We start from the raw sequence: 25679 nt of genomic DNA, 5'->3' as shown, positions 1-25679 counted from the left end.
AGAAGGTCGACTCCGACGATGACCGCTCCCGTCCCGCCCGCGGCCGCCACGACGCCGTCCGGGCGGCTCGCCGAGCTCGGGCTGGTCCTCCCGGCGGTGCCCACCCCGGCCGGGGCCTATGTCCCCGCGGTGCGCGACGGCGATCTGGTCTGGACGGCGGGGCAGCTCCCGCTGGTGGCCGGGAAGCTGCTGGCGTCCGGCCTGGTCGGTGCGGAGATCACCGCCGAGCGGGCCGCTGAGCTGGCCCGCGTGTGCGCGCTCAACGCGCTCGCCGCCGCCGCGGCCGCGGTGGGTGGCCTGGACACGATCACCCGGATCGTGAAGGTCGTCGGCTTCGTCGCGAGCGCGCCGGGATTCGTCGGCCAGCCGGTCGTCCTGAACGGCGCCAGTGAGCTGCTCGGCGCCGTCTTCGGTGCCGCCGGACTGCACGCGCGCTCCGCCGTCGGGGTCGCGGCGCTCCCGCTGGGAGCGCCCGTGGAGGTGGAGCTCGTCGCCCGCGTGGCCGGCTGACCTCGGCTTCTGTCGGCCGTACTGTCTACCATCAGGGGATGGCTGATCATCAGGCGGCAATCGTCGCCCGGTTCGGCACGTCCCGCCGGATGGAACCGGAGGAGGAACTCCGGCTGGCCCGGCTGGCCGCCAACCCGGCACCCGCCCGGGACGCGGCGACCGTTGTGCTCCTGCGCGACGCGCCGGCCGGTTCCGGCATCGAGGCCTACCTGCTCAGGCGCACCCGGGCGATGTCGTTCGCGGGCGGCATGCACGTCTTCCCGGGCGGGCGGGTCGACCCGTCGGACGCCGCAGAGGATCTCCCGTGGGTCGGGCCCTCCGTCGAGGAGGCGATGCCGGGGCTGGACGACGATCCCGCCCGCGCGCGGGCCTTGGTCTGCGCGGCCGTCCGCGAGACCTTCGAGGAGTGCGGCGTCCTGCTCGCCGTACCGACGGGCACATCCGCAGCCAGCAGAGTCGCGCCGGCCGGCGGAGCCACGCCGACGGGCAGGAACGTGCCGGCCGGACGTGTCGACGCGGCGGGCGGCGCTGCCGGTACCGGCGATCCGGGTACCGGCGATCCGGGCTGGGCCGCCGAGCGGCGGGCGGTGGAGAGCCACCGCAGTGGCCTCGCCGAGCTGCTGACCCGCCGCGGGCTGGCCCTGCGGGCCGACCTGCTGGCCCCGTGGACCCGTTGGATAGCCCCCGAGCTGGAGCCACGGCGGTACGACACCAGGTTCTTCGTCGCCGCGCTGCCGGCCGGGCAGCTGCCGGGCGAGCTCGCGACGGAACTCTCGACCGAGGCTGACGGGATGCTGTGGATCCGTCCGGCGGAGGCGATGGAGCGGTTTGTCGCCGGCGAGATCGGCATGCTCCCGCCCACCGCCTTCACCCTCGCGGAGCTGTCGGCCTACGACGACGTCGCCGGTGCGCTCGCGGCCGCGCGCACCCGCGACCTGAAGCCGATCATGGCAAGGATCATCGCCGGCGACGGCACCTGGCAGCTGTCGTTCCCACACCTGTTACCGCTGGACGGTGCCCCCGGCACACCGCTGGACGGTGCCCCCGGCACACCGCTGGACGGTGCCCTCGGCACCGAGCCGGGCACGCCTTCGAAAACCGCCCCGGCACCGGCCGCGGGCACCCGCGGTGGTGTCCCGCGGTGACCGCCCTCCGCCGGGTCACGAAGCTGGCCTCCGTCGTCCTCGCGCCGAATCCCGGCCCGATGACCCTCGACGGCACGAACACCTGGATCCTGCGGTCACCGGGCGACGCCGGCTGCGTGGTGGTCGATCCCGGCCCCGACCACGGCGAGCACCTCGCCCGGGTCGCGGCCGCCGGCCTGGTGCGCACGATCCTGCTGACCCACGGCCACTCCGACCACAGCGAGGGCGCCGCGACGCTGCACGCGCTGACCGGGGCGCAGGTGCGCGCCCTCGACCCAGCGCACCGCCTCGGCTCGGAGGGCCTCGGCGCCGGGGACGTCGTCGCCGCCGCCGGGGTCGAGCTGCGGGTGCTGGCCACCCCCGGGCACACCTCGGACTCACTGTCCTTCGTGCTGGCCGGCGACGACGAGCACCCGGCCGTGCTCACCGGCGACACGATCCTGGGGCGCGGCAGCACGGTCGTCGCCCATCCCGACGGCCGGCTCGCCGACTACCTCTCGAGCCTGCGCCTGCTGCGCGAGCTCGGCGACACCACCGTGCTGCCCGGCCACGGCCCCGAGCTGCCAGCGGCCGGGCGGGCGGCCGAGGCCTATCTGGAGCACCGGGCCCGGCGGCTCGATCAGGTGATCTCCGCGTTAGCCGATCTGGGTGCGTCGGCCGAGCAGGTGACGCCGATCGACGTGGTCCGGATCGTGTACGCGGACGTCGACGTGGCACTCTGGCCGGCGGCCGAGCTGTCGGTACGGGCCCAGTTGGACTACCTCCGCCCACGCTGAGCCACCCGCCGCGGCGCGCGCGGGGTCACCCGGCACACGCCGGTCCGCCACGCCCCGCGCAGGTCAGGGCCCCGGCGGCGGTCACCGCGGGTAGCCGGCGGGGCCGGTGTGGACGTTCAGAGGCTGGCCGCAACCTGCCGAAAGACGCGGGTCATATCCCGGAAACCGGGTAGGCAAGTGAGCTGCGCCACTATAGAGGCCGGACCGCTCGCAGTCTGGATCCCCGCGAACGGGGCCAGGTCGGTCATCCGACACGCCTTGATCCAGAAAGGGAGACGAAGGCCACTAAACTTTCCGGCGGAGGAGACCGCTCGTGCGCTTTGTGACCCTTTGGACCATTGGTACCGACCGCGGGCCCTCGTACCCGCGGGACGTTACCGACCGCGCGCGCTCCGGTGCCGGCCCCCACCCGGCCTTCCGATCCAGCGGTTCGCGCGGCCCAGCGATCATCCGGCGGAGAGGAACCGATCCACGATGGTGATCAGCTCCCCCACGACCGGTCCCCTGGTCTGCCCCAGATGCGGCACCCCGACGGTGCCCGGCGGGCGGTTCTGCTTCAACTGCGGGCTCCGGTTCACCCAGACCGACACGCCGCGCGCCGAGGCCGCCGAGCGCCGGGTCGTCACCGTCCTGTTCGGTGACCTGTCCGACTTCACCGCCTGGGCGGAGGACCGCGACCCCGAACGGGTCGGCGAGGTCACCGACCGGGTCCTCGCCGCGCTCGCGCGCGAGGTCGACGAGGTCGGCGGGCGGGTCGACAACCTCAGCGGTGACGGAATCATGGCCGTCTTCGGCGCCCCGACGGCGCACGAGGACGACCCAGAACGCGCCGTGCGCGCCGCGGCGGCGATGCAGGAGACGGCCCGTCGCCTGATCAAGGACGAGGGCGGCGACAGCAGCCCGCTCGGCCTGCGGGTCGGCGTCAACACCGGCGAGGTGCTCGCCGGTGTGCAGGCGGCGCTGTCGTACACGGTCATCGGGGACACGGTGAACACCGCCGCGCGGTTGTCCGGCGCGGCCGCGGTGGGCACCGTCTACGCCGGCCGGGACACGGTCACCGCCACCCGCTCCGTCGCCACCTGGCGCGATCTGCCGCCCCTGGTGCTCAAGGGCAAGCGCGAGCCGGTGCCCGCCTACGAGCTGGTCAGCCTGCGTCCGTCCAACATCGCCCGGCCCGGCCTGGCCGACGACGCGACGTTCATCGGGCGCGAGCAGGAGCTGGCCGAGCTCAGCCGCTACTTCGCCGGCGTGGTCGACGCCGGCCAGCCCGACATGGCGGTGGTCATCGGCGAGGCCGGCATCGGCAAGACCCGGCTGGCCCGGGAGCTCGCCGAGACCGCCGAGGCGACCGCGGGCGCGACCGTGCTGTGGGGGCGCACCGTGCGCCACGGCGACGTCCGCGACCTCGCCCCGCTGATCGACCTCATCCGCGGGGCGTGCGGCATCACCGACGGCGACACCCTCGACCGGGTCGCCGACCGGGTACGCCGCACGGTCGCCGGCCTCACCCATCCGATCTTCGAAACGAAGCTGCCGAGCGGCATCGGAGACCGCCTGCTCGGGATGCTCGGCGTGCCGCCGGACCGCCGTCCCAGCGCCGGGGCGACCACCCCGCCGGGTGACCCGGTCGGCCGGGCCTCCCACGGCGAGGCGGTCCAGCGGGCCGCCGACGACGCCGTCGAGACGGTCGGCCTCCTGCTGAGCGCGCTGGCGGTCCGCAACCCGGTGCTGGTCGTCGTCGACGATCTGGAGTGGGCGACCAGCCGGCTGACGACGGCCCTGCGGCGGCTGACGACGACCCTCAGCGGCCCGGTGATGCTCGTCCTGCTCGACCGGGAGAGCCCGCAGTTCTCCGATCTCGTCGGCGCGCGCCGCATCGCGCTCAGTCCGCTGCCGGAGAGCGCGGCGCGTGCCCTGCTCAAGGACTACCTGGGCGAGCCCGGCCTGTCCCGGGCGACCCAGGCCGAGCTGCTGGCCCGGGTGCACGGGAACCCGTTCTTCCTGACCGAGCTGCTCAACCTGCTGGTGGACCGCGGTCTGCTGCACCAGGTGCCCGACCCTGGCGGCGAGGGGATGCGCTGGGTGCTGGAGGGATCGCTGGCCGCGACCGTCCTGCCCGCCGGTGTCCAGTCGGTGCTGGCAGCCAGGATCGACGACCTGGACGCGGCCGCCAAGGCGGCGCTGCGCGCGGCGGCCGTGCTCGGCCCGCGCTTCCCCGCCGAGGCGCTCCAGGTGGTCGGCGAGCGCCCGGCGGCCGAGGTCGAACGCGCGCTGTCGGTGCTCACCGAGCGCCAGCTCGTCCGCCCACCGCGGCAGGGCGAGACCCTGTGGCGGTTCGTCCACCCGATGGCGCGCGACGTCGCCTACTCGGGCCTACCGAAGGTGGAGCGGGCCCGCCGGCACGCCACGGCGGCGCGCTGGGGCGTCACGGCAATGATCGGTTCGTCCCGCGAGGTGTCGACCTTCGTCGCCACCCACGCACTGCGCGCCTACGACCTGGCCGCCTCGATGGCGCTGCCCGCGGGCGACCCGGCCTGGTCGGCGCGGGAGGCCGGCTTCCACGCGCACGTCCGGCTGGCCCGCTCGGCGCTCGCCCGCGACGACCACCGGGCCGCCGCGGACCTGCTCGCCGACGCCCGCCGGCTCGGGCGGGGCGTCATCGACGGCGACGACGACATCAACGTGCGGATCCTGCACGCCGAGGCGCTGGTCTGGCTGCGCCGGCTCGACGAGGCGGAGCGGACGCTGCGCCCGGCGCTGCGGGTGAACGTCCCGAGCCGGCGGGCCGCCGCCTACGCGGTGCTCGGTGAGCTACGGCAGAAGCAGGGCCGTGGCGAGGAGGCCCGCCAGTCGCTGATCACGGCGCTGGAGGCTGCGCACCGGGCCGGCGACGACCGGGCGGTGGCCGCGGCGCTGCGCCGGCTCGGCCTGCTCGAATACGCCGCCGGCCGCATCCAGGCCGCGGAGGAGCGCTACCGCGAAGCACTCTCGCTCGCCCGCCGCGTCGACGACCCCCGCGGGGTCGGCTGGGCGCTGCAGCACCTGGCGTGGAGCGCCACCACCCGCGGGGACTACGCGAAGGCCGAGCGCACGCTGCGCGAGGCGTCCGCGGTGTTCGAGCGGCTGGAGGACGCCGGCGGGCTCGGCTGGTGCTCGGGCACCGAGGCCCTCGTCCTGCTGCTCTCGGGTCAGCTCACCCGGACCCGCAAGGTCTCCCGCGTGCTCATCAACCTCGCCGAGTCGATGCGCGAGCGCTGGGGGCAGGCGGTCTGCCTGACGATCGACGCGGTCGCCGCGGCCGAGCTCGGCGACATCGAGACCGCCGAGAGCGAGGCGGCCCGCGCGGCGGAGCTGTTCACCGAGACCGGCGACAGTTGGGGGCGCACCCTTACCCTCATCGCGCGCGGGCTGGCCGCCCGTGGGGCTGGCCGCCCCCGGCGCGGTGCGGACCTGCTGACCGAGGCGTGCGCGGAGGCGGCGTCCACCGGGCATGTGCTCATCGGCGCCTTCGCCCAGGTGCTGCTCGGCCTGACCAGGCTGGACGCCGGCGAGGTGGATGCCGCGGAGGAGGCCGCCCGGCGCGCCCTGGCCGACCTGGACCGGCTGGAACTGCGCCCGCACGCCCAGCTCGGGGCGAAGGTGCTCGTCGCGCAGATCGCGCGGGCGCGCGGCCGCCTCGACGAGGCGATCACCGAGCTGCGGGGGGCCCTGTCCGCCAGCGAGCCGGCGACGCTGATGTTCCCGCGCCGGCAGGCCTACGCCCACCTCGCAGGCACCCTGCTCGACGCGGGCGAGCCCGACGAGGCCCTGCGGGTGGCACGCCAGGCGGTCGGAGTGGACGCCGAGGACGTCCGGGCACAGGTACTGGCATACCGGGCGCTGGGGACGGTCCTGGCGGCGCACGGTGACGTCGAGGGCAGCCGCGAGGCCTACGAGCAGGCCCTGGCCGCCGCGACGGCCACCGGCGCGATCAGCGAGGCGCCGCAGACCCGGCGGCTGCTCGCGGCCCTGCCGGGATCCGCCCCGGACGCCCTCGACGCACCGGACGGGCTCGACGCAGCAGACGGACTCGGCGCAGCAGACGGACTGGGCGTGGCGGACGGGCTGGGCACACCGCACCAGGACGGGCTGGCCGCCCAGGATGACCTGAGCGCACAGGACGGGCTGGGCGCGGCGGCCGCGCTGGCGAAGGTGAGCGTGAACGGGACGAGGGCGCGGGCCAGGACGGCGGCGCGTCTGCCGGGATCACCGGTGGTCGTGCCGGTGGCCGACCCGTCCGGTGAGGCCGTGCCCTCGGTGGAGATGCCGCCCGCCGAGGGCACCAGCCGGTAGCCGGGTACCGCTGGCGAATACCGCTGAGGACGTCTGCCGCACGGGTGCGTCCCCCGGATCCGGCGGCGGCGGCGGATCCGGGGGACGAACGGGCAGGGGACAGGCCGGTTTCCAAACCGGCGGTGGGTTCAGCGGGCCCGGCGGGCGAGCCGCTCACGGTCGAGCAGCACGACAGCGCGGGAATCCAGCCGGAGCCAGCCACGGGTGGCGAAGTCGGCGAGGGCCTTGTTCACCGTCTCCCGCGAGGCTCCGACGAGTTGAGCCAGCTCCTCCTGAGTGAGGCCGTGTTCGACCCGGACCCCGGCCGCCTCGTTACCCGGCTGGGCCGGTTCACCGAAGCGGTCGGCCAGGTCGAGCAGCGCCTTGGCGACGCGACCGGGCACGTCGGTGAACACCATGTCCGCCATCGTGTCGTTGGTCCGCCGCAGGCGGCGGGCCAGCACACGCAGCAGCAGCGCTCCGGCTTCGGGCCGGGAACGCAGCCACGGCCGCAGCGCGGTGTGCTCCAGCGCGACGAGCGACGCGTCGGTCACGGCGGTCGCCGTCGCGGTGCGCGGCCCGGGATCGAACAGGGAGAGCTCTCCGAACAGGTCTCCCGGCCCCATCACATACAGCAGGTTCTCCCGCCCGTCGGCGGACTGGCGTCCTATTTTGACCTTGCCGGACAGAACCACGAAAACGCGGTCGCCGACATCCCCTTCGCGGAACAGCACGTCGCCACGGGTCACGTCCTGCCGGTCCAGGTGATCGGAAAGCGCCTGGCGGTCGGGCTCGGACAACCCGGCGAACAGCGGAACGCGGGCTAGCAGATCGTCCACGCCCTGAGCATGCCAGGACACGGGACGCAGAGCACGGCCAGGGACCCCCATCGGCCTGACCAGGTCACGCAGATGCACCCGAATGCTCTGTTCTGATACGTAAAGTGACGCAAGAAGGACCACCAAAGTGGTCCAGGTCACAATCCGCCTAGTACGGCCGATCGGCACCGGCCCGATCGTGCCACTCCCGGCGGGGGTCACATCGGCACAGCCCGGCCCAGTTCAGGACGGCTGTTCGGGGGTCAGGAGGGCACGACACGCGACACACCCGAGGCCGCATGAGTTGCCCGTCAGGCGGCACGGTGCTTACCCGGCGGCGTGCGGCGGAGCCGGCGCCGGTAACGCTCGAGTGCGGCCGGCAGGCCCTGCTGGACGAACGTGGCGACTTCGTCCGGGCGGGCGCTGTCGAGGAAGCCCTCGAGCCCCTTACCCGTGTCGGCGGCGTTGAGTGGCCGCTCGACCCGCTCCATCGCCAGCAGGAGCCCGAGCAGCACCAATGGGAACGTGATCGCGGCAAAGACAAACATGGCCCGTCCATGGTCGCCGATGTCGGCGCCGCGCCCGCACCCGGGGGGTCGACGCGCCCTGCCGGACCACGGCGAAGCGACGGGTCCCGCGGGCCGACACGCCGGATACGCTGCGAGGCATGGCAACCACCGTCGACGCGCGAGCCGAGACGGCGCTGGCGCGCACCCGGCGCGCCCGGCGGATCGTGCGCGCGCTTGGCGAGCTTCACCCCGACGCCCGCATCGCGCTGCATTTCAGCAGTCCGCTGGAGCTTCTCGTCGCCACGGTGCTGTCGGCGCAGTGCACGGACAAGAAGGTCAACGAGGTCACGCCGGGAGTCTTCGCCCGCTACCCGACCGCCGCCGCCTACGCCGCCGCGGACCGCGACGAGCTCGAGGCGATCCTGCGGCCCACCGGCTTCTTCCGGGCGAAGGCGAACTCGCTGATGGGCATCGGCGCCGCCCTGGTCGAGCGCTTCGACGGCGAGGTCCCTGGCCGACTGGAAGCCCTGGTCACCCTGCCCGGTGTGGGCCGCAAGACCGCGAACGTCGTGCTGGGCCACTGCTTCGGCATCCCCGGGATCACGGTCGACACCCATGTCGGGCGGCTCTCCCGCCGCTTCGGCCTGACCACCGAGACCGATCCCGTCCGGGCCGAGAGCGACCTCGCCGCGCTGATCGAGCGGCGCGACTGGACGATCGCCTCCGACCGCATGATCTTCCACGGCCGCCGGGTGTGCCACGCCCGCCGGCCGGCCTGCGGCGCCTGCGCCATCGCGCGGATGTGCCCGTCCTTCGGCACCGGCCCGACCGAGCCGGCCGAGGCCGCGCGTCTCGTCCGCGGGGACGCGGAGGCGGCCCGGTGAGCGACCCCGCACCGTCCGGGGATCCGAGCAGCCAGGACGCCCACTCCGCGAGCGCCGACGGAGACGCCCCTCCGGCGAGCGCCGACGGAGACACTCGTCCGGCGAGCGGCGGCGGAGCTCCGGTTCCCCCATGGCTGACCGCGCTGATGGCGGCGGTGGGCGACGGCATCCCCGTCCAGACGCGACACGCTCGCCAGACGCGGCCGGGCGGGCGGGCGGCGGCCGTCCTGATCCTGTTCGGGGAGGGTCCGGACGGGCCTGACGTGCTGCTCCTGCAGCGGGCCGCCGACATGCGCGACCATGCCGGGCAACCGGCGTTCCCCGGCGGCGGCGCCGACGAGACCGACGCGTCGAGGGCCGCGACGGCGCTGCGTGAGGCGGAGGAGGAGGTCGGGCTCGACCCGGCCGGCGTCGAGGTCCTCGCCACCGCCAGCCCCCTCTACCTGGCTGCCAGCCACTTCCTGGTCACCCCCGTGCTCGCCTGGTGGCGCACGCCCACCGCGGTGGACGCGGTCGACCCGGCGGAGACGTCCTCGGTGGCCCGGGTACCCGTCGCGGAGCTCGCCGACCCGGCGAACCGGATCCTGCTGTGGCATCCGTCCGGCTTCGGCAGCCCGGCGTTCCGCGTCCGCGGTATGACGGTCTGGGGTTTCACCGCGGGCGTCCTCGACGCCCTGCTGCGGCTCGGCGGATGGGAACGCCCCTGGGACACCGAGACGAAAGTGGACGTGCCCGAGATCACCGTGGCGATCTCCGCGGCCATGGCCCTCCCCCACGCGGTGGTGGAGCCGCGGGGACCACTCGACGAAGCGGGCGGTACCGTCGGAAGATGACCTCAAGATCCGCTCGATCGGCCCTGGTCGCGCTGGCCACGGCCGTGGCGGTGCTCACCGCGCTGACCGGGTGCGGGAGCGGCGGCGGCGACGCCGGCACACCCTCGGCCGCGGCGACGCTGACCCCGAGCGTCAGTGACGGCACCCAGGTCTTCGCCGTGGTCGGCCAGGTGGACCAGACGTTCTCGGCCCGTGAGCTCGTCGCCCACCCCGGCACGATCCGGGTCGACTTCTCGGTCGCGAAGGGGTCCGCGCCGCACAACTTCGTCATCTCCGCCATCCCCGGCGCCACCACGAGGATCGTCAGCGCCGGCAACTCCCAGTCGATCACGTTCACCGCCGACAAGCCCGGGCGATATCCGGTGGTCTGCACCCTGCACCAGGGCATGACAGCCACGCTTGTGATCGTCTGAGCTCGGCCGACGAGCCCCGGTGAACCTTCTCGATCTCGTCCTGATCGTCCTGGTCGTGATGTTCGCGGTCTCCGGCTACCGCCAGGGGTTCGCGGTGGGGGCGCTGTCGTTCGTCGGTTTCCTCGGCGGCGGTGTGCTCGGCGCCAAGGTGGCGCGCCCCTTCGCCGAGCTCATCGGCCGCGAGGAGGACGGCGCCCTGGTCGGCCTCATCGTCGTGGTGGGCCTGGCCCTCGTCGGGCAGATCGCGGGCACCGCGCTCGGAGCGGCCCTGCGCGGCCGGCTCACCTGGCGGCCCGGCCAGCGGCTGGACGCGGTCGCCGGCGCCGTGCTCTCCGGGATGTCCGTGCTGCTGGTCGCCTGGCTCGTCGCGACCGCGGTCGACCGCTCGCCGTTCCAGACCCTCGCCCGTGCCGCCCGCGGATCCGAGGTGCTGGGCACCGTCGACACGACGATGCCCGACGACGTCCGCCACACCTTCGCCGACCTGCGCCGGCTCATGGACGACCAGGGCTTTCCCGAGGTGTTCGCCGGCCTGGACGGCGAGCGCATCGTGGCCACCGATCCACCGGACCCTGCGGTCGTCAGCGCGGCGGACGTCCAGAACGCCGCGGCGAGCATCCTCAAGGTGCGGGGGCAGGCGCCGTCGTGCGGGAAGCAGGTCGAGGGCACCGGCTTCGTCATCGCGCCCCAGCGGGTGATGACGAACGCGCACGTCGTGGCCGGTGTCACCGAGGCCGTCGTGGAGCTGGACTCCGGGTCGCTGCCGGCCGAGGTGGTGCTGTTCGACCCCGACCGGGATGTGGCCGTCCTGCACGTGCCGGGGCTGCTCCGGCCCCCGCTGCGCTTCCAGTCCGCGCCGCCCGGTGACATGGGCGACTCGGCGGTCGTCGCCGGCTACCCCCAGGACGGGCCATACACCACCGTGCCCGCGCGCATCCGCAACGAGCAGGTCGCGCGGGCGCCGGACATCTACTCCCGCGGCACGGTTCGCCGCGAGATCTACGCGATCCGCGGGCGGGTGCGGCCGGGCAACTCCGGCGGGCCGCTGCTGTCGAGCGCCGGGACGGTCTACGGCGTGGTCTTCGCCGCGGCCACCGACGACAACGACACCGGGTACGTGCTGACTGCCGACGAGGTCAGCGAGCCCGCGCGGCAGGGAGCGCAGGCCCTCGTGCCGGTGAGCACCCAGAGCTGCGACTGAACGAGCCCGGTCACCGGCGTCCGTACTCCCGTCCAGGCTCTGGTCGGACATCCGGTTCGGCGTCCGGTTCAGCCGCCGGTTCGGCGTCCGGTGCCGGTTCGGCCGCTCCCTCGGCCGTGGGGGCCTGCTCGGGCGCGGTCTCGGCCAGCCAGGTGATCAGGTCGCGGGTGACGGTGTCGGGGTCCTCCTCGTGCGGGAAGTGGCCCAGCCCGTCGTACAGCCGCCAGGAGTAGCTGGCAGCCACGTGGCGGTCCGAGCCGGCCGCCGTGGACGGCAGGAAACAGCGGTCGAGCCGTCCGTGCAGCTGCAGCGTCGGCGCCCGCACGGGCGTCCGGAGCAGCTCGGCGAAACGTGCCCCGTCGGGGCGGAACAGCGAGCGCACGACCCAGCGGTGGTACTCCAGGGAGCTGTGCGCGACCCCGGGGATCCGCATCGCGAGGCGGTAGCGGGCCTCGGTCTCCGGCGCCGGGTAGCCCGGTCCGCCCCAGGAGCGCAGCAGCTCGCCGACGTGCGCCGCCCCGTCGGCGACGAGGCGGCGCTCAGGCCGCCACGGCAGCTGATAGGCGGCCAGGTGGCAGCTGGCCAGGCCCTGTCCGCGGGGGTCCGCGGCGATCTGGCGCCGGATCCGCAGCGGATGGGGCATGCCGATCACCGCCAGCGCGCGCACCACCCGCGGGCGGCGGACCGCGGTCGTCCAGCCGAGCAGGCCCCCCCAGTCGTGCCCGACGATCACCGCGTCCCGCTCGCCGAGGGCCCGTACCAGGCCGGCGACGTCGTCGGCCAGGGTGAACGCGTCGTAGCCTCTGGGCGGCTTGTCGCTGGCGCCGTACCCGCGCAGGTCCGCGGCGACCACCCGGTAGCCGGCCCGCGGGAGGTCCCGGAGCTGGCTGCGCCACGTCCACCAGAACTGCGGGAAGCCATGGAGGAGGAGGACCAGCGGCCCCTCGCCGGCCTCGGCGACGTGCAGGCGGGTCCCGTTGGTCGATACGTCACGGTGGCGCCACGGCCCGTCGACGAGAACCGTGGCGGACTCGGGGGTCGCATCCTCCATCGCTCGCAAGGATGGCAGATCCCGCGGCTGTGCCGACCAGTGGTTGCGCGGGTCACACGGATCGTCGGGACCTCGGCGGCCTGAGTGACCAGAGGGGCCTCCGCGGCTCCGAGCCCTCAGTGGGCGCTGGGGCCGTCGTCCAGGTGCGCCGGCGGCGTTCCGGTGTTTCCCGGCTTCGTGCGCGCCCGCGCCGAGCCGTTGGACCCGTTCGTCGGGTTGCGCAGCCAGGCGATGTCGTCGCGGACGGTCTGGATGGTCCGTTCGGGCGGTGAGAGGCGCTTGAACCTGGTCACAGCGAAGATCACGAGCAGGCCCGCCGCGGCGAGGTAGAGCACCGCCGTCAACAGGTACGCCCAGAAGCGCTCCAGGCCCGCCCAGGTGAACAGCTCGCCCAGGAACACCGTGCCGGCGATGAACGCGCCCAGGCCCAGACCGGCCGCCGCGACGAGGAACCCGATGCCCAGCCCGGCCGACACCGCCTGGCGCGCGAGCTCCGCCTTCGCGAGCTCGATCTCCTGGCGGATCAGCAACGACATGTCCCGGGTCGCGAGCGCGACCAGCTCCCCCAGCGTCGGTTCCCGCCCCGCTCGCGAACTGTCGGTCGTCATCGGCACACTGGCCCTCCCTCTCGAAGTCGGTCGGCGGACCCCGCGGTCAGGTCCGCCGACGATGCCCTCCCGGGAGCGCGCACGGCCGCCGTCACGCGGCCGACCCGTCCGGATGCCCTGCCTGCAGTGTGACCGCTCGTTGCGGACCACGGGGGGCAACAACCCGAAGGAGCGATGTGATCCGGAGGACGATTCGCCCACCTCACGCTCATGGCGCACCTCATGACACACCTGATGGCGGACGACCTGGCGCCTTCCGCCCGCGCGGTGGGCCGGTGCCGGCGAACCCGGCCGGGGTAGCGTCTGCGGGGTGACAGCACGTTCGTCGGTATCAGTCGTCGGAACCGACCCACTGAGCCAGGTTGCGGCGATTCCCGGTGTCGACGAGGCCGCGACGGCAGCCCGCGCGGCCGTCGACGCGCTCCTTCGGCATCGCATCCTGCGGCGCCGCAGTGCCGAGGTGACCGCCGAGGCATCGCTGCGGGCGGCCCGCGCCTCGGCCGCGCTGGAGGGCCACGACATCGCGCTGGACGCGCTGCGGGCCCGGCTGGGCGAGACCGGCCGCGACAACGACCAGCCCGCGGTCTCGGTCAGCCAGTCGGCCGACCCGTGGGAACGCTCACTCGCCGTGACGCTGGGAGCGGTACGCCTCTACGCGGAGCTGGGCACGCTCTCCTCCGCCTGGGAGCGCGCGCCGCGCCAGGCGCTGGCACGCATGCACGTCCTCGCCGGGCGCGGGCTGCTTCCCGACGACGTGCTCGGCCGGCCGCGAACGGACGTCTCATGGTCGCCGACCAGCATCACCGGGGCCGCCGTCACGGACGTCGCGGGATCTCCGCCCGTGCCGGCGATGCCGGCGGCGGAGATGTCCCAGCGCCTGGACGGGCTCACCGCGGTGCTGACCGTGCCGACCAGGGCTCCCGCGATCGTGGTCGCGGCGATCACGCACGGTGAGCTGCTCGCGATCCATCCCTTCGGCGCGCTCGACGGGATCATCGCCCGGGCCGCCGCGCGCCTCGTCCTGGTCAGCCGCGGCCTGGACCCGAAGGCACTGGTGGCAACGGACGTCGGCCATCTCGAGCTCGACCGCGACCGCACCGGCCCGGCGGGAGCGGCCGGCACGGGTGCCGTAGTACCGGGTGTGGGTGTCGGCACGGAGCCGGACTACCGTGCCGCGCTCGCCGCGTACGTCGCGGGCGGCGCCGAGGGTGTCGGGGTCTGGGTGCGGCACTGTGCCGGAGCCCTGGAGCTGGCGGCGCGGGAGTCCCTCGCGGTGTGCGAGGCACTCTCCCGGGGCTGAGTACAGGCCCGTTCCCGGCGGGACGCCTGCCGAGGCACGGCCCGCGCGAAACGGTTTTTATAGCACGGCCCGGCCCACCCTGAAGATCCACTCAGACCGGGGGGCACGGCGCATGGTGGCCGCACACAGCCACCCGCGCCGAAGGGACGGGCCCCGCCATGACTCCCGCGAAGCCCCTGACATCAGCAGACGAAAACCATCGCCAGCGCCCCCTCGTCGTCACCGACGCGCCCGACCTGCTGGACGACCTGCTCCGGCTCGCGGCCGCGGCGGGAGCGGCCGTCACGGTGGTGCCGACGGCCAGAGCCGCGAGCCGGTACTGGGCGAGCGCGCCGCTCGTCGTCGTGGGCGCCGACCGCGCCGCCGCCTGCGTCGCCGCGGGCCTGCCGGAGCGGTCCGACATCGTGCTCGTCGGCACCGACGTCGACGATCACCGCACCTGGAACCTCGCCCTCCTGATCAACGCCGAGCACGTGATCTTCCTACCCGAGGCCGAGACCTGGCTGGTCAACCTGCTCTCGCGCGCGGCTGACGCGGCGCGGCGGCGGTCGCGGACGGTGGGCGTCCTCGGCGGCCGGGGCGGGGTCGGCTCGACGACGCTGGCGGTGGCCCTCGCCCGGGCGGGGCTGCGGCGTGGCGTCCGTTCGGTGCTGCTGGAGGTCGACCCGTTCGGCGGCATCGCGGTGGGCGACGACAAGCCGCCGACGGCCGGCCCGTCAGCGGCCACGATGCCGTCGACCGCGGCACCGCCGGCGGACCCACCCGGGGTCGGCCGGGGCCCGTTCACCACCGCCCCTCGCGGCGCACGCCCGGTGCCGCCGGGTGACCGGTCGCGGCGGCACCGTCCCGGCCCGCCCAGCGGGGCGCACGGACGTCCCGGCGGAGGCACCGCGACCGGCGGGAGCCCACGCGAGGCGCCCATCGCCAACGAGGAGGACGGCTTCCTCGACGGGCTGCTCGCGGGGCCGACCATGACCGGCGGCGACCTGCCGGTGCTCTCCTGGGACCGCGGGGCGATCCCGGTGCTGCCGCCCGCGGCGGTCGGCGCCCTGTTCGCCACGGCGCGCGGGAGCGCCGACCTGATCGTCGCGGACCTCCCCCGCTCGGCCGACCCGGCCTGCGACGTCGGCCTGTTCCTCTGCGAGACGGTGCTCGTCGTCGTGACGACGCAGCCGTGGGCGACCGCCGCGGCGGCCCGGGTGATCGCATACGCCGCTCGCACCTGCTCGGACGTCAGGCTGGTCGTCCGGCTGCCGCCGTCCGGTCCCGGTGGCCGCGGCGAGCTCATGCTGCCCGGTGGGACGGACCTGTCCGGGCGTCCGGCGACGGCCGGAGCGGTCGCGGCCCGGCTGGGCCTCCCCCTGGCCGGGGTGATCCACGACGAGCCCGGGGCGAGCCCCGCCGCGCTCGCCGCCGAGGGCCGGCGGCGGGAGGCGGACGGCGAGGGAGACCGTCCGACCACAGGTCGCACTTCGGGCAAGCCGCGCTCAGATGCCACAGACGGGACCACGAAGCGGGGCGTCGTCGACAACGCGGCGACCGGCTTGGAACCCCGAATCGGCGCATCGATCATCGAGTTCAGTGACCTCTTCATCGCGGAACTCGGGTTGGACGGCGGAGCTCGGCGATGAATGGCCGCCAGTCGCTCCCCTCCCCGGGGAACCGCCCGCACCTGCCCGGCGTTGCTCGCGCCAGTTCCCCTCTCCCCGGAACGGGTGGAGCCGGCGGGACCGGTGGAATCGGTGGGCTCAGCGCGACCAGCGGGATCGACCGAATCGGCCAGATCAGTCAGATCAGTCGATTCGGCGCAATGGCCGGGATGGCGGAGATCGGTGGGATCACCGGCGGCGGTCCCGGCCGAACAGGCGAACGCGAGGCCGCCCCGAGAATCCCAGGCGCATCCGCGGGCGGCGAGCAACGACTCGGGCCACTCAGCGTCCTGCTGCGGGACCCGGAGGTCACCGACGTCCTGGTCAACGGCCCCGATCAGGTCTGGATCGAGCGGGCCGGCCGCCTGCGGCACACGGCCGTGCGCTTCCCCGACGACGCCGCCCTCCGCGGGCTCGCCGTGCGGCTCGCCGGCAGTGGCGGCCGGCGCCTGGACACGGCGATGCCGTTCGTCGACGTCCGGCTGCCCGACGGGATCCGGCTGCACGCGGTTCTCTCCCCGCCCGCGCTCGGCGGGACGTGCCTCTCGCTGCGCAGGCCACGGGCCCGGCCGTTCACCCTGGACGAGCTCGCCGCGCTGGGAACGATCGGGCCGTCCGAGGTGATCGTGCTGCGCGCCGTCCTCGCCGCCAGGTTGACGACCGTGATCAGCGGCGGGACGGGCACCGGGAAGAGCACCCTGCTCGCCGCGCTGCTCGACGCCGTCCCCGCGGGCGAACGGATCGTGCTGGTCGAGGACACCGCCGAGCTCGTCCTCGCCCGGTTCAACCTGGTGCGGATGGAGGCCCGCCCGCCCAACATCGAGGGCGCGGGCGAGATCACCCAACGCGAGCTCGTCCGGCAGGCACTCCGGATGCGCCCGGACCGGCTGGTCGTCGGCGAGGTGCGGGGGCCGGAAGTGCTCGACCTCCTGATGGCGATGAATACGGGTCACGAAGGGGGGCTCGGTACGGTTCATGCCAACACAGCCGAGACGGTGCCCGCCCGGTTCGAGGCTCTCGGGGCACTCGCCGGCCTGCCGCGCGCCGCGCTGCACAGCCATCTGGCCGCGGCCGTCCACGTCGCCGTCCACCTCGGTCGCGACGGCGACGGCGCCCGCCGCGTCACCGGCATCGGTGTCGTGCGCCGCGACACGGACGGGATCGTGCGGATCGTGCCCGCACTTGCCGGCGGAACCGGCCCGGTCCACCGCGACACGCACGGCAACGACCGAGCACGTGGCGACCAGCGGGCCCACGACGACCACCGGTCCCACGACGACCACCGGTCCCGCGGCGGCCAGCGGACGTCCGGCGATCAGCGGCCACCCGGTGGCCGGGGAGTCCACGGCGGGCGTCCGTTCGCCGGCGTCGAGCGCGAGGGGCTTCCCATCCTGCGGGCGCTCCTGCGCGACCGCGGGTTCTCGCTGTGGCCCTTCGATCAGGCCACCCCGGTCCGGCGCGGCCCACGGCCGGCCCCGGTCACCGCACCGCCGCCTCCCGCGAGCGCGCCGGAGGCACGATGACCACCGGCGGCCGCGGGCGGCGGGTGGCGACCTCGAGGCTCGTCGGCGGGGCCGCACGGCTGGGCCTGATCGTCGCCGTGACGGCTCTCGCCGGCCCGCTCGCCGGGCTTGCCGTCATCGTCGCCCGGGCGGCGCAGCTCGCCATCCGGCGCGCGGCTGACCAGCGGTACGAGGCGGAGCTGCGCGGCGCGGCCGAGGACGTGCTGGCCGCTCTGTCGACCGAGCTCGATGCCGGCGCGGCCCCCGACGAGGCTCTCCGAACCGCTCTGTACTCGGTCGGGGACCTGCCCACCCGGCCCGGCCGACGGCGACGCGGCGCGGGCCACGGCCAGGCAGGCGTGACCGGGCAGGCGGCCGGTGGGCTCGACCTGGCGCGCCTGCGGGAACTGCTGCCCGGCGCGGAGGACCCCGCGCGCCTGCTGGCCCGGTGCGAGGCTCCCGCGCTGCGCCAGCTCGCGACGGCGTACCGGGTCTGCCGGCTGGCCGGCGTCCGGCTCGCCCCCGTCGCGACCATGCTCGCCGACGCCGCCCGTGCGGATGCAGCCCGGGCCGACGAGCTGGCGTCCGCGCTCGCCGGGCCACGGTCCTCGGGTCGCCTGGTGGCGGGGCTGCCCCTGCTCGGGCTCGCGCTGGGCGCGCTCGTCGGCGCGTCGCCGGTGGAGGTGCTGCTGACCGGATCGGCCGGTCGGGCGTGCCTGACCGCGGGCGTCCTGCTCGACCTCGCGGGACTGCGCTGGCTGCGCCGCATCGCGGACGGCGTGCAGGCTCGGGTGCCGCCGGTCTGCGCCGGGCCGCTGCCCGCCGGCCGGCGCTGGGGCGGCTCGACCTCGCGCGAGTACCGGCGCCGCCTACTGGCCGATCTTCCCCTCGCCCTCGACCTCGTGGCCGCGTGCCTGCGGTCGGGCGCGACCACCCAGCACGCGCTGGAGGTCGTCGGCGTGGCGACGGGCGGTGCGGCGGGCTCCCAGCTGAAAGCCGCCGGCCGGGCCATGCGCCGGGGCGTCCCCTTCGACGAGGCATGCGACCGGCTCCTGGCAGCCGGCGGCGCCCCTCGTCCCGATGCGGCCCGTGCCGGAACGGGCCGCGCCGGCGCGGCCCGCGCGGTGGGGCGGCGTGGGGGCGACCGGCGCGCGGCCGGTCGCCGTGAAGGGCTCAGGCACGAGTCCTCCAGGCACGAGAGCGGCGGACCAGGCAGGGGCCCAACCCGGCACTCGCGCAGGTCGTGGCGAGCCGATCCGCACCGCACGGGGCGCGGGTCGAACCGGCGCAGGGAGACCCGCGTGGTGACGGCCACCGCCGCCGCCATCGGCCGGACGGAGTCGTCGGGGGCGAAGCTCGCCGCGACACTGACCAGGATCGGGGACCGCGCCCGACAGGAGGCCCACGCCGCGGCCATCGCCGCCGCACGCCGAGCGGGTGTCCTCGCCGTCGCCCCGCTCGGGCTGTGCTTCCTGCCCGCCTTCCTGCTGCTGGGGGTCGTACCCGTCGTCATCGGCTCGGTGCCGGATCTCGGCCCGGCATTCGGCCCGACCACTCCACCCACGCACCAGGGCTGAGGCGCCTTGACCACGCCGGGAGGACCCGTTTGCGGCCCCTTGGTCGCGGCCGTTCGGTTACGGCGGCCCCTGTGGACGGGAACCCGCCGTCCACAGGAGCTCCTTCGTCGGCGCGGGGCGGCTGATCCGGCGACACGATCGATGGTGCGCGGGCCGGTCCGGCCCGGCTCCCCTTGAGCCCGGAGGCAACCATGCTGTTCCTGTACGCGCTGCTCCGCCCGCGGCGCTCCGTGCCCTCGCCGCGGCCACGGCACCGGCGCTGGTACCGCTCGCCCCGGTCGAACGCGGGCGTGCCGACGGACGCGGGAATGTCGACGGCCGAATACGCGGTCGGAACGCTGGCCGCCGTCGCTTTCGCGGGGGTCCTCTACGCGGTCATCTCGAGCTCGGCCACCCGCTCATTGATCTCCTCGGTCGTACAGCGCGCGCTGACAGTCGCGTTCTGACCTCGCCGCGATGCCCGCACCGGTAAGGCAGCCACACGCCGACCACGACGACGACGGCGGCCAGGTGACCGCCGAGCTCGCCATGGGCCTGCCGAGTCTCGTGACGGTCGTGTTCATGCTCATCTGGATGATCGGCGCGGTGTCGGCGCAGACCCGGTGTGCCGACGCCGCCCGCCTCGGCGCACGGGCCGCCGCCCGCGGCGAGGCGGAGGCCGCCACCCGGGCCTGGGCGCAGCGCGTGGCACCGCCAGGCGCCGCCATCGAGATCACCCGGGCCGAGGGCGCGGTCCGCGTCCGCGTCACCGTGGCGGTGGGTGGCGACGACATCGGCCGCCTGGTGCCGGTGGTAACGGTGGCGGCGGTCGCGGTCGCCGCTGTGGAGGAGGGCCCGGTGGAACACCCTTGAATCAGCTCCCACCGCCCGCGAGGCGGCTCTCGCGCCTACTTCTCGGGGAAGCCCGCGCCGACCGCGGCTCGGCCACGATCTGGCTGCTCGGCGCCCTTTCCGTCATCATGCTGGTCGGGTCGGCGGCGCTGGGCCTGATGGTGGCCGGGGCGGCCCGCCAGCGCGCGGCGGCCGCGGCCGACCTCGCCGCACTTGCCGCGGCGTCGGACCGGTCGGCCCAGCCCGAGGCGGCCTGTCGCCGGGCCGCGGCGACGGCGTCCGCCAACGCCGGAAGGTTGTCCCGCTGTCAGGTCGAACCCGACAGCATCAGGATCGGCGTGGAGGCCGACCTGCCCGGCCCGCTGCGGGTGCTCGGCCCGGCCCGGGCATGGGCACGCGCCGGGCCCTGGGAAGGTGGGCCCGGCGCGTATCAGCCGACCGCGGTGGAAGGCGTCAGCCCCACTCGCTCACTTGATGGTCAGGGGGTGCGCACGCCCGCGGGAGGTGTGGGCGACCCGGACGCCGGCGCCGCCCCGGACGCCCCGGAGACGGGCCCCGGCGCCGTGGGGGCACCAGGGGCGGTCTCGGCCGCCTGCGCCTCGCGCTTCTTGCGCCGCAGGTCGGAAACCCGGGCCACGACGCGGTCCCCCGGATGCGCCGTCGGCACGGGCCGCGCCGGAGCGGCCGGCGAGCCGGTCGTGGCGGCGCGCTCGGCGCGGGCGGGCCGACGTCCCGCCGGCCGTCCCGACCCCGGCGCGGATTCCGGCGCGGCCACAGGCGTGGGGGCGGTTGCGTTCGCTCGCCCGCCCCCGGCCTGGCCGACCGGAACGGTCACGGCGGCACCCTGTTGGGTCGGTGCGCCAGCGGCCCGCCCCTCGCCGGGCTGGCCCTCCCCGGTCCCACGGCGCCCCATCCGAAGCGGACCGGTGTCGGCTGCCGCGGCAGCCGCCTGGCGACTGGGCTGGGCACGCACGACCGGGTCAGGCGCGGTCGTCGGCACGGAGCCGGTCTGTGCGGGCATAGCCGGTGTCGGGACCGCGGATCGGCGCGAGGGCGCGGTTCCAGCGGCCCCACCCGGTATGACGGCGCCGGGGCCACCGGCGGGAACCGGGGCCGGGCCGGAACGAGGCGCCGCCCCCACCGGAGTGGGCCCAGTGGTCGCGGCGGACCCAGCTGTCGGGGCGGAGGCGGTAGTCGGGGCGGTCGGGGCCGAGTGCCGGGGCGCTGGGGTGGGCACGGCCCGCGTCATGGCGGCCAGGTCGCGGGCACGCTGGCGCTCCAGCCGGCGCCGGTGCCTGTCCCGGGCGAAGCCCTGCAACGTGATCTGCGTACCGGCCACCACCAACACGCCGGTCGCGAGCCCGAGAACGAACAGCCCCCAGACGTCGAAGGAGAGCGACTGACCCATGATCATTACTTCTGTCTGACCGGAGTTCTCCAGGACGATGTCCGCGGTGAGAACACCCGCCAGAAGCAACAGGACCACACCGACGGTGACCACCGGAACCTCCAGATTTCCTGCTACGTATCGATTGCGCCGCCTCGAAAATCCGACAGAGGGCGGTCTACCCCCGATACGGTCGTCTGCACCCCCGGCCCGCGATCGTGTTCATTCCCGCCGGGGGCTCGACGGGTCCGCGGGGTCGCCGTCCACCGCTGCCAGCACGGCGTCGAGCAGCCGGACGGCGGCCGCCTTCTCGAGCGGCTCGTTGCCGTTGCCGCACTTCGGCGACTGGACACAGGACGGGCAGCCGGCCGGGCATTCGCACGCGGCGACGGCGTCCCGGGTCGCCCGCAGCCAGTTCGCCACCCGCAGGAAACCGCGTTCGGCGAACCCCGCGCCACCGGCATGGCCGTCGTAGACGAAGACACTGGTGCGGCCGGTGTCCGGGTGCAGGTCGGTGGAGACCCCGCCGATGTCCCACCGGTCGCATGTCGCGAACAGGGGCAGCAGGCCGATCGCCGCGTGCTCGGCGGCGTGCACCGCCCCCGGCACCTCGGCGGGTTCGATCTGGGCCGCGGCGAGGAGCTCGTCGGTCACCGTGTACCAGACAGCCCGCGTGCGCAGCTGGCGCGGCGGCAGGTCGAGCGGCTCCTGCCCGAGGACCTCCCCGGTTGTCAGCCGGCGTCGCTGGAAGGCGATCACCTGATTGGTGACCTCGACCGTCCCGAGATGGATCTCGACGTCGGCGAACCGCGCGGAGCGGGTGGACTCGACGACCCGGATGTCGGTGTGCTCCCGCGCGACCGTGGCCCAGTCCGGCGTCGCCGCCTCGACGAAGGCCACCGCGTCGTCCAGGTCGAGCTCGGTGACGATGAAGCTGGCGCCCTGATGCAGGTACACCGCCCCCGCGTGCACTGTCGAGTGCGAGGTCGCCGCGTCGACGGTGCCGAGCAGCCGGCCCGTCGCCGTCTCGACGATCCGCACCGGTGGGCCGCCGACACCACGGATGTCGACGTCCGGGCGGTGCCGCTGGGTCCAGAACCAGCCGGTGGGTCGTCGACGCAGCCGCCCGCGCCGGACGAGGTCGTCGACCGCCGCGCGGGCACCTGGCCCGAACAGCTCCAGGTCGTCCTCGGTCAGCGGCAGTTCGCTGGCGGCGCATTCCAGGTGGGGCATGAGCACGTACGGGTTGTCGGGGTCGAACACGCTGGCCTCGACCGGCCGGCCGAAGACGGCCTCCGGATGGTGGACGAGGTAGGTGTCCAGCGGATCGTCCCGCGCGACCAGGACCGCGAGCGCCGCCTGCCCCGTCCGGCCCGCGCGGCCGGCCTGCTGCCACAGCGATGCCAGGGTCCCGGGAAAGCCAGCGATCACCGTGGCGTCGAGTCCGCTGATGTCAACGCCGAGCTCGAGCGCGGACGTGGCGGCCACGCCGAGGAGCTCACCCGTCCGGAGGCGTCCCTCCAGCGAACGGCGTTCCTCAGGCAGGTATCCCGCCCGGTAGGCGGCGACCCGCTCGACCAGTTCGGGGGCGGCCTCGCCCAGACCGCGGCGGGCGGCGGCGGCCACCACCTCAGCGGCCCGGCGGGAACGGACGAACACCAGCGTCCGCACACCCTCGGTGACAAGATCGGCGAGCAGATCAGCGGACTCGGCGGTCGCGGCCCGCCGGACGGGGGCGTCGTTCTCTCCGTGTGGCACGGGAGCGCCCGCACCATCCACTCCCGCACCATCCACGTCCGGGCCACCCACTTCTGTGCCGTCCGCGGGGGTGCTCGGCCGTCCCGCGCGGACGCCGAGCAGCGGCGGCTCGTACAGCGCGAAGTCCATGGGCCCTCGGGGAGACGCGTCGGCGTCGACCACGTCGACGTCCACGCCGGTCAGCCGGGAGGCGGACAGGCCCGGATCAGCCACCGTCGCCGAGGCGAGCACGAACACCGGCCGGGTGCCGTACCGGGCGCAGACCCGCCGCAGGCGCCGCAGGATCTGGGCGACGTGCGCGCCGAACACGCCCCGGTAGCCGTGGCACTCGTCGACGATGACGAACCGGAGGCCGCGCAGGAACGGGGCCCAGCGCCGGTGTGCCGGCAGGATCCCACGATGCAGCATGTCCGGGTTGGTGAGGACGAGCGTGGCATGCGCGCGCACCCACTCCCGCTCGGGGCCCGGGGTGTCGCCGTCATAGGTGGACGCCCGGACACCGGTCAGCATCAGTGAGCGCACCGAACGAAGCTGGTCGTTGGCCAGCGCCTTGGTGGGCGCCAGGTAGATGGCGCGCGAGCTCGGCTCCGCCAGCAGCCGGGTCAGCACGGGCAGCAGGTAGCCCACAGACTTCCCCGAAGCGGTACCGGTGGCCAGCACGACGCCGCGCCCCTCGTGCGCCGCCCGGGCCGCCTCGACCTGGTGGGTCCACGGCTGCTCGATCCCCGCCGCACGCAGCCGGCTCACGAGCAGCGGGTCGGCCCACTCCGGCCACGCGGCCGGCTGGCCCCGCCGGGCGGGAACGCTCTCGACGTGGGTGATGTTGGCCGCCCGTCGACTGTCCCGGGCGAGCCGGCCCAGGACGGTTCCGACTCGCGCGGGATCGTGCTCGGTGACGGCCGGCGAACCCACGCCCGTCACGATAGGCGGTCGCCCGAGGACGATGTCCGCCCACCATCCACACCACTTGCTCCCGTTACCTGGCCGATCCCCGCCAGGTAACGGTAGGCAACCTGATGACACCCCACACCGGGTCCAACACTAGATCGGCGATATCATCATCCGAGGTGCGTCGCCTCGGATGAGCGGGGAGCAACACCGAGTCGATTCATCCGTCGGCGGCACCGAATGCCGGCTCGCCATCTGTGTTGTGGGCCATCGGATTGATCCTCCTCATGGGAGGGTAGTGCCGCCGTGATGTCGGTCGCCCGAGGCGCGGGCGCCGGGAAGAACCACTAGGAGGATCCGTGGATCTGTCCCTCACGACTCGCCAGGAGGGGACCCACACGGTCGTCGTGGTGGGCGGCGAGATCGACGTTTACACCGCCCCCAAGCTTCGCGAGCAGCTCATCGACCTGGTGTCGGCCGGGTCGTACCACCTGGTGGTCGATATGGAGGGGGTGGAGTTCCTCGACTCCACCGGTCTCGGTGTCCTGGTCGGCGGGCTCAAGCGGGTTCGTGCCCACGAGGGCTCGCTGCACCTGGTCTGCACCCAGGAACGTATCCTCAAGATCTTCAGGATCACGGGGCTCACCAAAGTCTTCCCCATCCACTCCTCCGTCGAGGAAGCCCTGGCCGCCAGGGACTGATCAGGTCCCGTTCGCGAAAGGCAGGTCCTCGGACGCATGCCCACCGTCGAGTTGCACTTCGCCGCCTTGCCCGGCCATGTCCGTACCGCCCGGATGATCGCGACCGCGGTCAGCAGGCGCGCGGGCGTGCCAGCCGGCGCCGTCGACGAGATCAAGTTGGCGGTTGGTGAGGCGTGCGCCCGAGCCGTCCGGGTCAACCGCCGTAGCAATCCCGAGGCGCTGGTGCACGTGGCGCTGACCGACGCGCCGGAGACGTTCACCGTCATCGTGTCGGACAGCGGCGCCCCGGGAGACGAGGTCGCCCCCGGGCCGGACGGCGGCCTCATCAGCGCGCCTGCCCTGCTGGACCTCGGTGGCGCGGACCTCGGTGGCGCGGCGGCCCTCGGCTCCGCCGCGCTCACCGCGCCGGGCCTTGATGGCGACCCTGACGCCGACCAGCCCTTCCCGCCCGGCCTGGGCCTGGCCCTCATCGAGGGCCTGGTCGACGAGGTCGCCGTCCGGCGCGGCACCGGACGGCACGGGCACCGTCGTCGAGATGACCTGGCACACCGGTGAGCCGCCGGCCGATTCCGATCTCGACTCCGCCGCCTACGCGGCACTGGCCGCGGAGATCGCCGGTTCCGCCCGCCGCGAGGCCTGACGAGCCGACAGCGAGGCTTGGCGAGCCGCAGTGAGACCTGGCGAGCCGCAGTGAGACCTGACGGGCCCTGACGCGGCCGAGAAAGGCCCGACGCCTGCTTGACGCCTGACAGCGACTCGGGTGAGTTTCCGACAGTGATCGGGGCCCACCCGAGTCTCGAGCGCGTCCAGCCACACTTCGAGCAGGCCGTCGGCAGCCGAACGGCACGCCGGACTGCGGGCGTCGGCCCGGGCAACACCTCGCGGGCCGCACTACAACAAAAACGGGCGACTCGGCCAGCCACAACCGAAAAACGAGCGCACGTCACAGACGTGCGGATAGACTCCGCCGCATCTCACCGACGGTCGATTCGGGGCCGTCGGTGTTTCCCTTGGTGTTCCCCGTGGG

Annotated in this window: 21 protein-coding genes and 2 pseudogenes; 17 read left to right on the top strand and 6 right to left on the bottom strand. The window is 74.7% G+C overall.

Going from position 1 to position 25679, the window contains the following annotated elements:
• Nucleotides 1–18: 18 nt before the first annotated feature.
• The 4 genes from FRANEAN1_RS01635 to FRANEAN1_RS01620 all read left to right on the top strand — a co-directional run bounded on the left by FRANEAN1_RS01635 (nt 19) and on the right by FRANEAN1_RS01620 (nt 6763).
• Nucleotides 19–510, top strand: a complete 492-nt coding sequence (locus tag FRANEAN1_RS01635; protein WP_012157775.1) for a RidA family protein — start codon at nt 19–21, stop codon at nt 508–510.
• Nucleotides 511–548: 38 nt separating this feature from the next.
• On the top strand, nt 549–1655 hold the full coding sequence (locus tag FRANEAN1_RS01630) for an NUDIX hydrolase (RefSeq protein ID WP_012157774.1): 1107 nt from the start codon (nt 549–551) through the stop codon (nt 1653–1655).
• Entirely contained in the window at nt 1652–2431 is a 780-nt protein-coding gene (locus FRANEAN1_RS01625) for an MBL fold metallo-hydrolase (RefSeq protein ID WP_012157773.1), read from the top strand. Before FRANEAN1_RS01630 ends, FRANEAN1_RS01625 begins: the two co-directional genes overlap by 4 nt.
• A 474-nt stretch (nt 2432–2905) precedes the next feature.
• Complete coding sequence (locus FRANEAN1_RS01620; RefSeq protein ID WP_012157772.1) at nt 2906–6763, top strand: tetratricopeptide repeat protein; 3858 nt, start codon at nt 2906–2908, stop codon at nt 6761–6763.
• A 128-nt stretch (nt 6764–6891) separates the two neighbouring features.
• Here the strand turns inward: FRANEAN1_RS01620 and FRANEAN1_RS01615 are convergent, their stop codons facing one another.
• Together FRANEAN1_RS01615 and FRANEAN1_RS01610 are read right to left on the bottom strand one after the other, a co-directional pair.
• Nucleotides 6892–7581, bottom strand: a complete 690-nt coding sequence (locus FRANEAN1_RS01615; protein ID WP_018506292.1) for a Crp/Fnr family transcriptional regulator — start codon at nt 7579–7581, stop codon at nt 6892–6894.
• Between the two features lie 290 nt (nt 7582–7871).
• Nucleotides 7872–8108, bottom strand: coding sequence for a hypothetical protein (locus tag FRANEAN1_RS01610; RefSeq protein ID WP_012157770.1), 237 nt, complete (start codon nt 8106–8108; stop codon nt 7872–7874).
• A gap of 119 nt (nt 8109–8227) precedes the next feature.
• Between FRANEAN1_RS01610 and nth the strand changes: the two genes are divergently transcribed.
• The 4 genes from nth to FRANEAN1_RS01590 all read left to right on the top strand — a co-directional run bounded on the left by nth (nt 8228) and on the right by FRANEAN1_RS01590 (nt 11400).
• The gene (nth, locus tag FRANEAN1_RS01605; RefSeq protein WP_012157769.1) at nt 8228–8953 is read left to right on the top strand and encodes an endonuclease III; all 726 of its coding nucleotides are present in this window, start codon (nt 8228–8230) and stop codon (nt 8951–8953) included.
• A gap of 146 nt (nt 8954–9099) precedes the next feature.
• Nucleotides 9100–9786 carry a CoA pyrophosphatase gene (locus tag FRANEAN1_RS01600; RefSeq protein ID WP_157472953.1) on the top strand — a complete coding sequence of 229 codons (687 nt, stop codon included), beginning with the start codon at nt 9100–9102 and terminating at the stop codon, nt 9784–9786.
• Nucleotides 9783–10199 carry a cupredoxin domain-containing protein gene (locus FRANEAN1_RS01595; protein WP_012157767.1) on the top strand — a complete coding sequence of 139 codons (417 nt, stop codon included), beginning with the start codon at nt 9783–9785 and terminating at the stop codon, nt 10197–10199. The genes FRANEAN1_RS01600 and FRANEAN1_RS01595 overlap by 4 nt, the downstream gene beginning before the upstream one ends.
• Nucleotides 10200–10218: 19 nt before the next feature.
• Nucleotides 10219–11400, top strand: a complete 1182-nt coding sequence (locus FRANEAN1_RS01590) for a MarP family serine protease (RefSeq protein ID WP_012157766.1) — start codon at nt 10219–10221, stop codon at nt 11398–11400.
• 10 nt (nt 11401–11410) lie between these two features.
• On the opposite strand, the gene FRANEAN1_RS01585 is transcribed toward FRANEAN1_RS01590, so the two are convergent.
• Nucleotides 11411–12451: an alpha/beta fold hydrolase gene (locus FRANEAN1_RS01585; protein WP_041253592.1), complete on the bottom strand. Its 1041-nt coding sequence runs from the start codon at nt 12449–12451 to the stop codon at nt 11411–11413.
• Between the two features lie 116 nt (nt 12452–12567).
• Nucleotides 12568–13059, bottom strand: coding sequence for a phage holin family protein (locus tag FRANEAN1_RS01580; RefSeq protein WP_012157764.1), 492 nt, complete (start codon nt 13057–13059; stop codon nt 12568–12570).
• Between the two features lie 310 nt (nt 13060–13369).
• Here FRANEAN1_RS01580 and FRANEAN1_RS01575 point away from each other — a divergent pair, with 310 nt between their 5' ends.
• The 7 genes and pseudogenes from FRANEAN1_RS01575 to FRANEAN1_RS40580 form a co-directional block, all read left to right on the top strand.
• Nucleotides 13370–14359: a hypothetical protein gene (locus tag FRANEAN1_RS01575; protein WP_012157763.1), complete on the top strand. Its 990-nt coding sequence runs from the start codon at nt 13370–13372 to the stop codon at nt 14357–14359.
• Between the two features lie 158 nt (nt 14360–14517).
• On the top strand, nt 14518–15990 hold the full coding sequence (gene ssd / locus FRANEAN1_RS01570) for a septum site-determining protein Ssd (protein WP_012157762.1): 1473 nt from the start codon (nt 14518–14520) through the stop codon (nt 15988–15990).
• Nucleotides 15991–16169: 179 nt separating this feature from the next.
• Nucleotides 16170–17531: a TadA family conjugal transfer-associated ATPase gene (locus FRANEAN1_RS01565; RefSeq protein WP_347176940.1), complete on the top strand. Its 1362-nt coding sequence runs from the start codon at nt 16170–16172 to the stop codon at nt 17529–17531.
• The gene (locus FRANEAN1_RS01560; protein ID WP_012157760.1) at nt 17528–19087 is read left to right on the top strand and encodes a hypothetical protein; all 1560 of its coding nucleotides are present in this window, start codon (nt 17528–17530) and stop codon (nt 19085–19087) included. Before FRANEAN1_RS01565 ends, FRANEAN1_RS01560 begins: the two co-directional genes overlap by 4 nt.
• Nucleotides 19088–19278: 191 nt before the next feature.
• Nucleotides 19279–19533, top strand: a complete 255-nt coding sequence (locus FRANEAN1_RS42875) for a DUF4244 domain-containing protein (RefSeq protein ID WP_347176939.1) — start codon at nt 19279–19281, stop codon at nt 19531–19533.
• A gap of 10 nt (nt 19534–19543) precedes the next feature.
• The gene (locus tag FRANEAN1_RS01550; RefSeq protein WP_012157758.1) at nt 19544–19939 is read left to right on the top strand and encodes a TadE family type IV pilus minor pilin; all 396 of its coding nucleotides are present in this window, start codon (nt 19544–19546) and stop codon (nt 19937–19939) included.
• A pseudogene (locus FRANEAN1_RS40580) lies at nt 19936–20313 on the top strand (Rv3654c family TadE-like protein); the annotation flags it as partial. The gene FRANEAN1_RS01550 and the pseudogene FRANEAN1_RS40580, both read left to right, overlap by 4 nt.
• A gap of 83 nt (nt 20314–20396) precedes the next feature.
• On the opposite strand, the gene FRANEAN1_RS41945 reads toward FRANEAN1_RS40580, so the two are convergent.
• Complete coding sequence (locus FRANEAN1_RS41945; protein WP_012157757.1) at nt 20397–21419, bottom strand: hypothetical protein; 1023 nt, start codon at nt 21417–21419, stop codon at nt 20397–20399.
• 108 nt (nt 21420–21527) lie between these two features.
• Nucleotides 21528–23975 carry a DEAD/DEAH box helicase gene (locus FRANEAN1_RS01535; RefSeq protein WP_012157756.1) on the bottom strand — a complete coding sequence of 816 codons (2448 nt, stop codon included), beginning with the start codon at nt 23973–23975 and terminating at the stop codon, nt 21528–21530.
• Nucleotides 23976–24310: 335 nt separating this feature from the next.
• Between FRANEAN1_RS01535 and FRANEAN1_RS01530 the strand changes: the two genes are divergently transcribed.
• Together FRANEAN1_RS01530 and FRANEAN1_RS01525 are read left to right on the top strand one after the other, a co-directional pair.
• Nucleotides 24311–24652, top strand: a complete 342-nt coding sequence (locus tag FRANEAN1_RS01530; protein ID WP_012157755.1) for an STAS domain-containing protein — start codon at nt 24311–24313, stop codon at nt 24650–24652.
• 36 nt (nt 24653–24688) lie between these two features.
• A pseudogene (locus FRANEAN1_RS01525) lies at nt 24689–25292 on the top strand (ATP-binding protein).
• Nucleotides 25293–25679: the final 387 nt, after the last annotated feature.

The organism is Parafrankia sp. EAN1pec, assembly GCF_000018005.1.
GTDB lineage: Bacteria > Actinomycetota > Actinomycetes > Frankiales > Frankiaceae > Parafrankia > Parafrankia soli.
The sequence above is the reverse complement of the archived record's forward strand: the minus strand, read 5'-3'. Positions and strand labels throughout refer to the sequence as shown.